Origin of the sequence: Acinetobacter sichuanensis, from assembly GCF_003024515.2 — a bacterium.
Lineage (GTDB): Bacteria > Pseudomonadota > Gammaproteobacteria > Pseudomonadales > Moraxellaceae > Acinetobacter > Acinetobacter sichuanensis.
This window is the reverse complement of the sequence record NZ_PYIX02000024.1, coordinates 21556-33860: the sequence shown is the minus strand read 5'-3', so window position 1 is coordinate 33860 and position 12305 is coordinate 21556. Positions and strand designations below refer to the sequence as shown.

The window sequence follows — 12305 nt, the reverse complement described above, 5'->3', positions numbered from 1 at the left end:
GATAGCACCACCACGTTAATTTTTAATTTTGGATAAGATCTACTACAAATTGGTGTGAAACTGCTCAGCATACTTTTGAAACATCGCCAAAACAATAATTGTTTAACGCATCAATATAACGCAAAAGCTTTTAAAAAAGCTGAGTTTCAATTATGGTGTGGTGCTTTAAAATGAAAGTCTGTCGTTGTCTATTATGCATCATAAACCAGCCATGATTGTTGGCAATATTCCTAAGCTTCCAGCTAAATACGCTGCTTGGATTTTACCTTTATTTTTATCTGGATTAATGAGTGGCATCATTTCATTGATAAATACTGTAAAGAACTTAGGCTGGACTGAAAATTTATTTTCAATTTTCTTATCTGCTTGGATGTTATCTTGGTTGGTTGCATATCCTATGATACTGATCATATTACCAATTGTGAAAAAAATAACCGCTTTATTTGTAGATATGTCGCCACCTTAAGCATCGAAATAAGCTGATCTATTGTTTTTTAAGCTCTATTAAATGTCTAAATCTATTTAATATCATTATAAATTTGCTAAATACCCCAAAGCCCTAAAAAAGGGCTAATCTATAGCCCGATATAGATGAAACTCTACTATTTTTGTCTAGATTTACATCTAAATCTACACATAATGAGATGGGATATGACCGCAGAAAACTTGAAAGCTAAAAAACCGTTATATACACCCTATGCAGGGAATACTTTACTTGAGCTTCCCCTTTTGAATAAAGGTTCAGCCTTTACCGAAGAAGAACGCAAAGACTTCAATCTGTATGGCTTAATTCCGCATGTTATTGAAACAATAGAAGAGCAAAGTCAGCGCTCTTATCAACAATATTGTGATTTTAATGATGCGATTAACAAACATATTTATTTAAGAAATATTCAGGACACCAATGAGACCCTGTTTTATCACCTGATAGAAAATCATTTAAGCGAAATGATGCCAATCATTTATACGCCAACCGTTGGTGAGGCTTGCCAACGTTTTTCAGATATTTATCGTCGTCATCGTGGCACATTTATCTCTTATCCTGATCGTGAAAATATCGATGACATTTTACATAATGTAAATAAAAAGAATGTCAAAGTGATTGTGATCACTGATGGTGAACGGATTTTAGGTTTAGGTGACCAAGGTATTGGTGGAATGGGGATTCCAATCGGTAAGCTATCCTTGTATACCGCATGTGGTGGTATTAGTCCTGCTTATACTCTGCCAATTACTTTAGATGTTGGAACAAATAATCAACAATTATTGAATGATCCAATTTATTTAGGTTGGAACCAACCTCGAATTAGTGGCGAAGAATATTATAACTTTGTTGATGAAGTGATTGCTGCTGTTCAGCGTCGTTGGCCAAAAGCATTGATTCAGTTTGAAGACTTTGCTCAAAAAAATGCGATGCCTTTACTTGAAAAATATCGTAATCAAATTTGTTGTTTTAATGATGATATTCAAGGTACAGCCGCAGTTTCAGTTGGTAGCTTAATTGCAGCAAGTCGTGCAGCAGGCAAGCAGCTTAAGGATCAGAAAGTTGCATTTTTAGGTGCAGGTTCAGCAGGGTGTGGTATTGCTGAGCAAATTGTAGCGCAAATGATTGCAGAAGGTTTAACTGATACTGAGGCTCGCGCGCGTGTCTTTATGGTTGATCGTTTTGGTTTAATTACTGAAAATCAGCCAAATCTTCTTGATTTTCAGCGTAAGTTGGCGCAAAAAACCGATGAGGTTGCACATTGGGGCAATGCTGATGAAGTCATTTCTTTACTTGATGTCGTTAAAAATGCCAAGCCAACAGTTCTCATTGGTGTATCTGGGCAACCTGGTTTATTTACTGAAGAAATTATTCGCACTTTGGCTGCCAATTGCGAGCATCCGATTGTTTTACCATTGTCAAATCCGACCTCTCGTGTAGAAGCTGTACCTTCAGATATTATTGAATGGACAGAAGGGCGTGCATTAATTGCAACAGGTAGCCCATTTACTCCAGTAAATTATCAAGGCAAGATTTTTAATATTTCACAATGTAATAACTCTTACATTTTCCCTGGCATTGGTTTGGGAATCGTGGCAGTACAAGCAACCCGTGTAACAGATAATATGTTGATGGCTTCAAGTAATGCTTTGGCAGATTGTTCGCCAAAACTACATGATATTGAAGCAGATTTATTACCTGATTTAGATGAGTTGCAAAGCGTATCTAAAATCATTGCTTTTAAAGTGGCTCAAGCTGCGATTGCAGATGGTGTTGCTCCTGCAATTAGTGATGAGCAATTGCAGCAAAATATTGAAAATAATTTCTGGAAGCCTGAATATCGCCGTTATAAACGCGTTCCTTTTTAATTTAAATTTTCAGTAAAATTACATAAAATGGAGTCTAATGAGGCTCCATTTTTTATATTTTAAGTGATCCCACAATGAAAAAAATAATCTTTGGCTTTTTAAGTTGTTTTTTAATATCTACAACACTCACTCATGCAAATGTATGTGAAAAGCAGTGGCAAGAGGAGAAGAAAAACACAGTTCAAATCAAAAAGTTAAAAAGTCAACAATGTGCTTATATTTGGGATGATGCCAAAGTGATTGCATTGCTCAAAAAGATGAATTTGAAGCCGAAAAATGGTCAATGGATGGCAATTGATGAGTGTGATGCGATCCAAGTGGGACAGCAAAAATATATTTTATATCAAGCTTATTATAAAAATGATTTGAGTGATTTATATGTGATTCGAGATTCGAACAATAACCTGTATGGGTTTTTTAGAGATTTAGGTAAATACTCTTTTGTAGATGATAAATTTATCCCGACAGCAACAGCAAATCAACATGGAGTCGACTTGAAATGCGCTGCTTTGGGCAATAATCCGAAATTATCGAATATTTTGATCCAAAATCTTTTCCAAAGAAAGATAGACTTAACCCATTATTCTTATGAAGATAGAAATAAATAAACAGAGACCATTCCCGTAAAATGAAAAAGTATTTAGGGTTATTTTTATTGCTGAGTAGTACACATGCTTCAGCACAAACGATGTATTGTGTACAAACGAGCCGTGATCTGATTTCTGAACTGTATCGAGATTATCCTGTGCAATCAACGAAAGATCTTGCAGGTGCAAGTCGACAAGTTTTGCGTCAGTATTTTGATAGCCATCTGGTGCAGCTTTTGTTACGCGAGCAAAAATGTGCGGCAAAAGTACATGGGCAATGCAATTTGGACTTTAATATTTTAAGTAATTCACAAGATGTGGCTGATGATGTGGCGATTCGTGTTTTAGCAGCGAACGAGCATCAGGCAAAACTAAAAGTGGGCGAACAAATCCTCAATTTTAAAATGCGGATGGAAAACAATTGTATGCGGATTCAAGATATTGAATATCAAGAAATAGGTCGCTTAAAACAAATTTTGAGTAGAAAATGAAAAAATATACGCTCTCAACAGTTGCTTGTTTGTTGTATGCCCATACTTAACGCTGAAAGCACAGCTCAAGCAGAGTTTAAGAAAGTTATGGTCAATGAATGGAAAGATCACGGAAGTTAAATGATAAAACTCAATAAATTAGCTCTCATTGTTGTAATGGTTTTAGGAATTGTGGCGTGTGATGATCAGTCAGAAAGAACAAGAGATGAGCAGTCAAAAGTCATACCACATACAGAAACTAAAGTAGAACAAATCAAACATTCAGAAAAAATATTACAAAAAGAAGCGCCACTAGATGCACAAAGTTTTTGTAAAACGATGAGTGTTGAAACATGGTTTGCTTTTGATGAAGCAAGTGCTGAACCAATTTGTCATCAAGTCAAGTTTTATCAACTCAAAGACTATCAATGTGATATTTCAAAACATGCTTTTGGTCTGCACGAAGATGCAATTTATATTGAAAAAGGTGCGCATCGCATTTTTGCTTATCCAATAGAAAAGCGATGTTTGGATGCCTTAGAGGTTCGTGATTCTAATGCACCTTAAAAGTATGAAAATAAGATCAAAGTGAGAAAATCTTTGATCTTATTTTTTGTGTATTACTCTGTTTCTAAAATTTGTGCCAATAAATCTTCACTAGGCGCAAAATAATAAGCACCATCGAGTGGTGTAACAAAGTGCAGTAAACGGTCATGAACACCATCACCACTCGTACCAAACATACGCTCTAACATACGATCAATACGCGTTAAGTCTTTGGTATAGGCAATGAAAAATAATCCTTGATCGCCTTTGCCATCACCATAAGGTAAAGAATGACGTAGGATTTCGAGTTCTTCGCCTTCATCATCTTCAATGACTGTTCTTGCAATATGCGCATTTTCAGGTTTTTGGTCATCTTCAAGCTCAATTGATTCAAGTTTAGTACGTCCCATAACTTGTTCTTGTGCATCAACTTTAAGGCGTTTCCATTTTTCTAAATCATGGGCATAGCGTTGTGCAAAAATAAACGAACCATCTTGGAAAATACCTGTCTCTTCACCTAATAAAGCTGTTTCCGCGCGATCATCCTTAAATTGTGGATTTTCAGTTCCATCAATAAAACCTGTGATATCACGACCATCAAAATAACGGAAACATACACGCTCATCTAAGACTTCAACACGTTCTTGAATACCTTCAAAAAAGGATTGGCTCAGTGCAAAACAAATATCAGCACGTGCACTTGCTAAGTGAATAAGAACGTCTGCTTGAACAGCGGGCATTGGAAAAGTGCCATCAATTGCTTCAAGAGAAGAAAAACCTTCAGGTGTATCAGCATAAAGTTGCTGCCAAAGATCTAATCCAAATGCGACAGCGGTTTTAATTTGGGCATCAGGATGTTGTGTGATAAGACGATCACGTGTTGAAAATAGATCATCTAGTTTTTCTTTTAATTCAGCGATGGCTAAATCTTTTAAACGTAAAACAATAAAACGGGCATGGTCTGATGGTAGGGGCAAAATTACAGATTGTGCTGTCATTTTAAAGATGGCTCCTCAATTATTGTTTATGCAATGAATCTATTGTGCATGATGGAAAAGTATCTCGGTAGAGCTTCGCTTATATTTTTTAGCGATAAAATAAATCACGAGAAAAGGCAATGAAATGTCTATAATAACGTCTTTCTGATTGTCTCCCCAATTTTATGTCTTATCAAGTTTGGTTTGCATTTATGCTTGCGTGTTGGGTGATTAGTATTTCACCCGGTGCAGGTGCGATCGCATCGATGTCAAGCGGTTTAAATTATGGCTTTCGTCGCGGTTATTGGAATGCACTAGGGCTGCAATTGGCTTTGCTTGTACAAATTGGCATTGTTGCTGCTGGAGTAGGAGTACTATTTGCGACGACTCCTTGGGCATTTCTAGTGGTGAAATGGTTCGGTGTTTTATATTTACTTTATTTAGCCTATATGCAATGGAGAGCACCAATTCAGAATATTGAAATTAAATCGGAAAATAAACCTAAAACCATTCCTATGCTCATTTTGCATGGTTTTTTGATTAATATGAGTAATCCTAAAGCGATTGTATTTTTGTTAGCGGTTTTACCTCAGTTTTTGGATGTAAACAAGGCACAACCGATTCAATATGTGACGATGGCTGTAACCATGATTACGATTGATTTAATTGTTATGGCAGCTTACACGGGTTTGGCTGCTAAAGTGTTACGCTTATTGAAGTCGCCTCAGCAACAGAAATATATGAATCGTACCTTTGCTATATTATTTAGTTGTGCCGCAGCTTTGTTGAGTTTGGTGCATCAGTGATCGAATAGATTTCAATTGTTATTTTGCTCTGGATTAATTGGTCTTGGTGTCAAAACTTCAGTCGATCATAATTTTTGATTGAGGCATAGATTGTAAAAGAAAAAAATAAAATCAAAAAACTACTTAACAATCTTACAGATCTTGCCCAATAGATTTGGTATTCAAGTTGACTGACTTCAGTTATAAAACGATTTCTTTCAAATAGATAATAAGTATTGGTAGCTTTTTCAACTCGAAAGTTCCCAACTAGTGTATAGAAAATAAAAAATTGAAGCAGTGCATAAATGAATAAAATTATAAATATAGATTGAAAATTTTTAGACCAAGTTGCAAAAGCCCAAGACTGATTTTGATTACTTTTCTGCTTCAGAATGAGCCAAAAGGTATTTAAAAATAAAGGTAAAACTAAACTGATGAGAATCTCAAAGGAAAAGGGGAGATAACTCAAAAAACTATACAGATGAATCAATACACAAATCATGAAACAGACAATATTGAATATTGCAAACAGGTTCAATGATTTAAAATCAGACATTCTCAACTCATTTTTTTAATTTTCTGAATGGTAAATACTGAAGCAAACAAAATCGACATGGTTAAAACAATACTTAAACCTGTTGAAATGTTTAAACCTGCACTTGACCACAAGCCAATACTGACACCAAGTTGAGCAATAATAAAAGCAGCAATGACCATTTGCTTAGGAGAATGCGAAACTAGACGAGCTGTCAAAGCTGGGATCACCAATAATGCCCCCATCAATAACGAACCGACGGCACGTAATGCCAAAACTGTAAATAATGCCAATAACAACATAAAAATCAAGCGTTGCCATTTAGCATTTACACCCTCACTCACGGCAATATCAGGGTCAATGGCGATTTGAATTTGCGCTTGCCAATGCCTAAACAATACAATCAATGCTGCAAAAATAATACCAACAAATACAGGCAAGTCCGACCATTCTATTGTCAGTAAATCACCAAAAAGATAGCTTAATAACTCAGGACGCAAGGCTGGTAAGTGTTGAATAACCAATAAGCCTGAACAAAGTAGAGTCGCAGAGCATAAAGCAAGCAATGCGTCATTTGGTAAACGAGGATCATGTAAAATCCATAATACGCCAACCAACAAAATTGCAGTAAAACTTACACCTACCCAAAGAGGTAAACTCACAACAGCGGCTAAAGCCACACCCAAGAGCGTACCATGCGCCATTGTGTCGGCAAAAAAAGACATACGACGCCACAACATGAGACAACCTAAGGGCGCGGTTAGAAAAACTAACAACGTTCCCATAATCCATGCAGGTAATAGGAGTTGTAACCATTCCATCATGGCTTAGGCTTCCGGTTCAGGGTGAATGTGTGGACGAGAATCATGTTCACAGGTTTTAGCTGAGTCACCATGCGCACAATGATCATGATGATGTTGATAAAGAACGCGGTTCGTTCCAAAAATTGCTTGATACTCAGGATGTTGCTGAATGTTTTCAGGTAAGCCACTACAACAAATGTGCTTATTTAAACATACAACACGTTGAGTACCTTGCATGACCCATTGCAGATCATGCGAAACGATTAAAATAGAACAACCATAACGTTCAGGTAAACTTCTAACATAGTCATACAGTTCAGCTTCAGATTGAATATCTAAGCCTTGCATCGGTTCATCAAGCACTAAAACATCAGGTTGGCGTAATAAGGCACGTGCCAATAAAACACGCTGACGTTCACCACCTGAAAGTTGTTGCACTTTCGAATGATTAAGCTGTGCAATACCTGTATCTCTGATAATTTCAGCTTTAATTGCTTTATCACATTTTTCTAAATTTAATAAATCTTTAACACGTAGAGGTAAACTATGTGAAGGATTAAATTTTTGCGGTACATAAGCTAATTTAAGCTTTTTAGTACTGATAATGCGCCCAGAACTTGGTTTAACAATGCCCAGTAACACTTTAATGAGTGTAGATTTACCCGCACCATTTGGACCAATAAGCGTGACAATTTCTTTTTCATGCAAAGAAAAATCGACATTTTTTAAAATATCACGCTCATCAATACGAACATTAATCTGCTGTAATTGAACCAATGATGGCGTTAGACCTTGTTCGAGCACTGCTGACATAGTCCTGAAATCTCAATAATACTGTGATGGGCTTTAAAATGGTCAGAGTCAGCCAACTGATCTAATTGTTCAATTAAGCCTTTTGCTGAAGCTTCTTTGACAGTTTGACATTGCGAGCAAATTAGAAAAGCAGCTTGGTGCCCTTCACGAGGGTGGCAACAAGGAATATAAGAATTAATCGAAGTTAAGCGATGAATAAAACCTTTCTCTAATAAAAAGTCTAAAGTTCTATATACAGTAGGTGGGGCAGCAGGGCGGTCAGATGTACCTTTTAACTTGGCTAATAAGTCATAAGCACCCACAGGACCTGTCGCATTTAAAATTAATTCTAAAACCTCTTTACGTAAGGGTGTGAGACGAGCACCGCCAGCAGTACAAATATTTTCTGCTTCTAATAGGCGAGCTTTGACATTTTTATGGTCATGTACGCCATGTAAAGTATCATGATGCTCGTGTGAACATAGGTTCATTGCACACCTCAAAAGACGTTTAAAATAATAAGACGATCGCAAATAGTAACATGAAGCCAGATCATGTTACGAATAGCATAGGTTTTTTTTAAATTTTGTTATATTATAACATTTAAATTATTTGGGTAAAATACTCTCCATGAAACGCTTCATTGCTTTGTGCTTTAGTGCATTATTTATCAGTGCAACTTGGGCACAATCGCCATTAGTAGTCTCAACACATGCCATCTATTTAATTTCTAAAAAAGTAACACAAGGAGTTGAAGAGCCTGTTTTACTTTTAGATAACCAAAGTGGACATGATGTACAACTCACCCCAATGAACCGTAAGACCATTAAAGATGCGTCATTGGTTATTTGGTTGGGCAAGGCGCATGAAGCACCTTTAGAAAAGGCATTGGAAGGAAATGCAAATGCAATTTCGATTTTAGATTCGGGCATTATTCAAGCATTGCCTTTGAGAAATACGCGCGGCGTTGCACTCAACAATACAATTGATACCCATGTTTGGCTTGATCCAAACAATGCTGTACGTATTGGTTTCTTTATTGCAGCATTACGCTCACAACAATATCCAGAAAATAAAACTGCTTATTGGAATAATGCGAAAAAATTTGCAAATGAAATGCTCTTGGTATCACAAAAATATATAGGTATAGGTGCAACACGACCATACTGGTCATATCATGATGCATATCAATATCTAGAGCGCTCTTTAAACTTAAAATTTGCAGGTGCAATGACTGATGATCCGCATGTTGCACCCACTATTGCACAGATTAAGTATTTGAATGATACACGTCCTTACAAAAAAATGTGTTTACTTGCAGAGGCGAATGCGAGCCCAAGTCAATATAAAAAGTTAGGTGAACTTTCATTTCAAACAGTTGATGAATCCTTAGCGAAACAACAAGATTTTGTGGTTGCATGGCAAGCTTTAGCAAGAGAAACACAAGATTGCGTACTAAATGCACGGAAATGATGCAAAAAATAAGCAACAATTGTATATATGAAAAGCAACGCTAATATTGAAAAAAACACGACTAAGGTCGGGAAAAGATTGCATGTTCAGGGGTGTAACTCTATAATGCCTGCGATTAAAAACGATCATCAGCTAAACTTGTCAAGCATTTGTGTTGTGAGTGGATAAAAAATGAGCCGAACTAGTCGCTTGATTGACCGACGATTAGCAAAAGCTTTGGTCTATTTACAAGCATTAATGATTCCTGTTTCAGCCTTGATAGCGTGGGTCTTGAAAGACTCAACTGCGGCTTTAAGTGCAGCATTAGGTGCATTTATTTGTTGGCTTGCCAGTTGTTATTTTTCTTGGCAGTCGTTTCGAGCAGCAGGTGCACGAGCTTCCAAGCAAGTTCTTTCGAACATGTATCGGGGCATGATGGGCAAATTTGCGATTGTGATTGTTGGATTCATTTTAATTCTAAGCAATGTGAAGCCATTGTCAGCGGTTGCATTGTTTTGTGGTTTCATTCTTGTTCAGTGTATGACGTGGTTCGCGCCGTTTCTGGCAGCACGTTTACAAAAATAAGTTTAGAAGCAACAAAAATGAAGTTTTTTTAGAACTTTAACGAGATATCAAGCAGCACGCGATGTTCGTTAAATTTCTAATTTAGTATTTGACATTAACCAGGTGTGATTTATGGCTGCTGAAGAACATACCCTTACATCGACTGAGTATATTCAGCATCACTTGACCAATATGACCTATGGCAAAATGCCAGATGGTACATGGAAGTTGGCTGAGACTGCTGCTGAAGCCAAAGAGATGGGGTTCACTGCTATTCACTTGGATTCAATGGGTTGGTCTATTGGACTTGGTCTGATTTTCTGTTTGTTGTTCTGGACGGTGGCGAAAGCTGCAAATGCTGGTATTCCAGGCAAGCTCCAGTCTGTAATCGAAATGATTATCGAGTTTGTTGACTCAAGCGTGCGTGATACTTTCCACGGAAAGTCACGCTTAATTGCACCTTTGGCATTAACCATTTTCGTGTGGATTTTCCTCATGAACTTGATGGACTTAATCCCTGTTGACTTTATCCCGTATACAGCTCAACAAGTGATTGGTTCTATGCTCGGTGTAGATCCGCATCATGTTTACTTTAAAATTGTTCCAACTACTGACCCTAACGTAACTTTAGGTATGGCGTTGTCAGTATTTGCATTAACTATTTTCTATAGTATTCGTGAGAAAGGACTTGCTGGCTTTGGTGCAGAATTTGCACTTAACCCATTTAACCCAAGTAACCCGATTGCGAAAGCGTTACTGATTCCTGTAAATATTTTACTTGAACTTGTAACCTTTATTGCACGTCCAATCTCATTGGCACTCCGACTGTTCGGTAACATGTATGCAGGTGAATTAATCTTCATTCTAATTGCATTATTACCATTCTGGATCCAATGGGCGTTGTCTGTGCCTTGGGCTATTTTCCATATTCTTATTATTACCTTACAAGCATTCATTTTCATGATGTTGACTATCGTATATATGAGTATGGCTACCGAAAAGCATTAATTAATTTGCTCAACTGCAACAGGGCAGTTGGGCTAAAGTTTTTTTGTTTGATTTAAACTCAACCTCTGAGGATTGTTTCATGGATTTAGTAGTTGGCTTATCTGCTGTCGCAGCTGCTCTTTTAATCGCGTTTGGCGCATTAGGTACTGCAATTGGTTTTGGTCTTTTGGGTGGTCGCTTCCTTGAAGCTGTAGCTCGTCAACCAGAATTAGCTCCACAACTTCAAACTCGTATGTTCTTAATCGCGGGTCTTCTTGATGCTGTGCCTATGATCGGTGTGGGTATCGGCTTATTCATCATCTTCGCTAACCCGTTCATCGGCTTATTGGGTTAATTCGCTACATTCCGAAATCAACTATTTGAGGAATAGCAATGAATATCAACCTCACATTGATTGGCCAAGCGATTGCATTTGCGATGTTTGTCGCATTCTGCATGAAGTTTGTATGGCCACCACTAATCAATGCGATTAGTGAGCGTCAGCGTAAAATCGCTGATGGCTTAAATGCTGCTGAAAAAGCGAAAGCTGATCTTGCTGATGCACAATCGCAAGTAAAGCAAGAAATTGATGCAGCAAAAGCACAAGCGGCTCAATTGATCGAACAAGCGAACCGTCGTGCGGCACAATTGGTCGAAGAAGCGCGTACTCAAGCATCTGCTGAAGGTGAGCGTATTCGTCAACAAGCGAAAGATGCTGTTGACCAAGACATCAATTCTGCTCGTGAAGAATTACGTCAACAAGTTGCTGCTCTTGCAGTTGCTGGTGCAGAGAAAATTCTGAACCAACAAGTTGACGCAGAAGCTCATAATGCCATGCTGAATCAGCTGGCTGCTAAACTTTAAGAGAGGCGAATATGGCTGAACTCTTGACGTTGGCACGCCCATACGCTAAAGCAGCATTTGCTTATGCATCTGAGCAAAATGCAACTGACACTTGGTCAAATGCATTACAACTGCTCAGTGCTGCGGTGCAAGATGAAGCATTCTCCGCTTATTTAAATCGCCCTGAGTTGACACCTGCTGAGCAGGTTGCACTTTTTGCGAAAGTTTTAGGTAATGAACAAACTGTAGCTGTGTCAAACTTTTTGACACTCCTTGCAGACAATGGTCGTTTGACATTGTTACCTGAAGTTGAAGCAGAATTTGAACAACTCAAATCGCAAAATAACAACACTGTAGATGTTGTAATTGAATCAGCTTTTCCGCTTGATTCAGTACAAGAACAGAAGTTGGCTCATGCGTTAGAAAAACGTTTGAACAGCGCTGTTAAAGTTACAGTTGAAGTAAATCCAGCACTTATTGCTGGTGTTGTTATTCGTGCAGGCGACCAAGTGATAGATGATTCTGCGCTTAGCAAGCTTGAAAAAATGCGTACTCGTCTTTTAGCATAATTGTAAACAATAATTGCATAAGACGAAGACTGAACTAATAAAA

16 protein-coding genes are annotated in these 12305 nt (G+C 37.6%); 12 read left to right on the top strand and 4 right to left on the bottom strand.

Annotated elements, in window-relative coordinates; all coding sequences use genetic code 11:
• Positions 1-193: 193 nt before the first annotated feature.
• From C9E89_RS13870 to C9E89_RS13850, 5 genes are all read left to right on the top strand, one after another.
• Positions 194-466: a DUF2798 domain-containing protein gene (locus tag C9E89_RS13870; protein WP_107008932.1), complete on the top strand. Its 273-nt coding sequence runs from the start codon at positions 194-196 to the stop codon at positions 464-466.
• Positions 467-651: 185 nt separating this feature from the next.
• Positions 652-2352, top strand: a complete 1701-nt coding sequence (locus C9E89_RS13865) for an NAD-dependent malic enzyme (protein ID WP_107008931.1) — start codon at positions 652-654, stop codon at positions 2350-2352.
• 74 nt (positions 2353-2426) lie between these two features.
• Positions 2427-2960, top strand: a complete 534-nt coding sequence (locus C9E89_RS13860; RefSeq protein WP_107008930.1) for a hypothetical protein — start codon at positions 2427-2429, stop codon at positions 2958-2960.
• Between the two features lie 20 nt (positions 2961-2980).
• On the top strand, positions 2981-3430 hold the full coding sequence (locus tag C9E89_RS13855) for a hypothetical protein (RefSeq protein ID WP_107008929.1): 450 nt from the start codon (positions 2981-2983) through the stop codon (positions 3428-3430).
• A gap of 120 nt (positions 3431-3550) precedes the next feature.
• Positions 3551-3976 (top strand): hypothetical protein, encoded by a 426-nt coding sequence (locus C9E89_RS13850; protein ID WP_107008928.1) that lies wholly within the window; start codon positions 3551-3553, stop codon positions 3974-3976.
• 53 nt (positions 3977-4029) lie between these two features.
• Here the strand turns inward: C9E89_RS13850 and C9E89_RS13845 are convergent, their stop codons facing one another.
• Positions 4030-4953, bottom strand: coding sequence for a Dyp-type peroxidase (locus C9E89_RS13845; protein WP_107008927.1), 924 nt, complete (start codon positions 4951-4953; stop codon positions 4030-4032).
• 164 nt (positions 4954-5117) lie between these two features.
• On the opposite strand from C9E89_RS13845, the gene C9E89_RS13840 reads away from it, so the two are divergent.
• A complete protein-coding gene (locus C9E89_RS13840) occupies positions 5118-5738 on the top strand; it encodes a LysE family transporter (RefSeq protein WP_107008926.1) in 621 nt (206 codons plus the stop codon).
• Between the two features lie 537 nt (positions 5739-6275).
• Here C9E89_RS13840 and znuB read toward each other — a convergent pair.
• From znuB to C9E89_RS13820, 3 genes are read right to left on the bottom strand one after another with little or no spacing between them, the layout of a single operon-like run.
• Positions 6276-7076: a zinc ABC transporter permease subunit ZnuB gene (znuB, locus tag C9E89_RS13830; protein ID WP_107008924.1), complete on the bottom strand. Its 801-nt coding sequence runs from the start codon at positions 7074-7076 to the stop codon at positions 6276-6278.
• A 3-nt stretch (positions 7077-7079) separates the two neighbouring features.
• Positions 7080-7868, bottom strand: a complete 789-nt coding sequence (gene znuC / locus C9E89_RS13825) for a zinc ABC transporter ATP-binding protein ZnuC (protein WP_107008923.1) — start codon at positions 7866-7868, stop codon at positions 7080-7082.
• The gene (locus C9E89_RS13820) at positions 7841-8338 is read right to left on the bottom strand and encodes a transcriptional repressor (RefSeq protein WP_107008922.1); all 498 of its coding nucleotides are present in this window, start codon (positions 8336-8338) and stop codon (positions 7841-7843) included. The genes znuC and C9E89_RS13820 overlap by 28 nt, the downstream gene beginning before the upstream one ends.
• A 139-nt stretch (positions 8339-8477) precedes the next feature.
• Between C9E89_RS13820 and C9E89_RS13815 the strand changes: the two genes are divergently transcribed.
• From C9E89_RS13815 to C9E89_RS13790, 6 genes are all read left to right on the top strand, one after another.
• A complete protein-coding gene (locus tag C9E89_RS13815; RefSeq protein WP_107008921.1) occupies positions 8478-9320 on the top strand; it encodes a metal ABC transporter substrate-binding protein in 843 nt (280 codons plus the stop codon).
• A 171-nt stretch (positions 9321-9491) separates the two neighbouring features.
• On the top strand, positions 9492-9884 hold the full coding sequence (locus C9E89_RS13810; protein ID WP_107008920.1) for an ATP synthase subunit I: 393 nt from the start codon (positions 9492-9494) through the stop codon (positions 9882-9884).
• Between the two features lie 111 nt (positions 9885-9995).
• Positions 9996-10871 (top strand): F0F1 ATP synthase subunit A, encoded by an 876-nt coding sequence (gene atpB / locus C9E89_RS13805; protein WP_107008919.1) that lies wholly within the window; start codon positions 9996-9998, stop codon positions 10869-10871.
• Positions 10872-10950: 79 nt separating this feature from the next.
• Positions 10951-11205 carry a F0F1 ATP synthase subunit C gene (atpE, locus tag C9E89_RS13800; protein ID WP_107008918.1) on the top strand — a complete coding sequence of 85 codons (255 nt, stop codon included), beginning with the start codon at positions 10951-10953 and terminating at the stop codon, positions 11203-11205.
• A gap of 38 nt (positions 11206-11243) precedes the next feature.
• Positions 11244-11714, top strand: coding sequence for a F0F1 ATP synthase subunit B (locus C9E89_RS13795; protein ID WP_107008917.1), 471 nt, complete (start codon positions 11244-11246; stop codon positions 11712-11714).
• A gap of 11 nt (positions 11715-11725) precedes the next feature.
• Positions 11726-12262 (top strand): F0F1 ATP synthase subunit delta, encoded by a 537-nt coding sequence (locus C9E89_RS13790; protein WP_107008916.1) that lies wholly within the window; start codon positions 11726-11728, stop codon positions 12260-12262.
• The last annotated feature ends 43 nt before the right edge of the window (positions 12263-12305 follow it).

Bases quoted from the DNA above. Each gene is read 5' to 3' on its own strand.
- C9E89_RS13870 (WP_107008932.1), top strand. From the start codon at position 194: ATGCATCATAAACCAGCCATGATTGTTGGCAATATTCCTAAGCTTCCA.
- C9E89_RS13865 (WP_107008931.1), top strand. From the start codon at position 652: ATGACCGCAGAAAACTTGAAAGCTAAAAAACCGTTATATACACCCTAT.
- C9E89_RS13860 (WP_107008930.1), top strand. From the start codon at position 2,427: ATGAAAAAAATAATCTTTGGCTTTTTAAGTTGTTTTTTAATATCTACA.
- C9E89_RS13855 (WP_107008929.1), top strand. From the start codon at position 2,981: ATGAAAAAGTATTTAGGGTTATTTTTATTGCTGAGTAGTACACATGCT.
- C9E89_RS13850 (WP_107008928.1), top strand. From the start codon at position 3,551: ATGATAAAACTCAATAAATTAGCTCTCATTGTTGTAATGGTTTTAGGA.
- C9E89_RS13845 (WP_107008927.1), bottom strand. From the start codon at position 4,953: ATGACAGCACAATCTGTAATTTTGCCCCTACCATCAGACCATGCCCGT.
- C9E89_RS13840 (WP_107008926.1), top strand. From the start codon at position 5,118: ATGTCTTATCAAGTTTGGTTTGCATTTATGCTTGCGTGTTGGGTGATT.
- znuB (WP_107008924.1), bottom strand. From the start codon at position 7,076: ATGATGGAATGGTTACAACTCCTATTACCTGCATGGATTATGGGAACG.
- znuC (WP_107008923.1), bottom strand. From the start codon at position 7,868: ATGTCAGCAGTGCTCGAACAAGGTCTAACGCCATCATTGGTTCAATTA.
- C9E89_RS13820 (WP_107008922.1), bottom strand. From the start codon at position 8,338: ATGAACCTATGTTCACACGAGCATCATGATACTTTACATGGCGTACAT.
- C9E89_RS13815 (WP_107008921.1), top strand. From the start codon at position 8,478: ATGAAACGCTTCATTGCTTTGTGCTTTAGTGCATTATTTATCAGTGCA.
- C9E89_RS13810 (WP_107008920.1), top strand. From the start codon at position 9,492: ATGAGCCGAACTAGTCGCTTGATTGACCGACGATTAGCAAAAGCTTTG.
- atpB (WP_107008919.1), top strand. From the start codon at position 9,996: ATGGCTGCTGAAGAACATACCCTTACATCGACTGAGTATATTCAGCAT.
- atpE (WP_107008918.1), top strand. From the start codon at position 10,951: ATGGATTTAGTAGTTGGCTTATCTGCTGTCGCAGCTGCTCTTTTAATC.
- C9E89_RS13795 (WP_107008917.1), top strand. From the start codon at position 11,244: ATGAATATCAACCTCACATTGATTGGCCAAGCGATTGCATTTGCGATG.
- C9E89_RS13790 (WP_107008916.1), top strand. From the start codon at position 11,726: ATGGCTGAACTCTTGACGTTGGCACGCCCATACGCTAAAGCAGCATTT.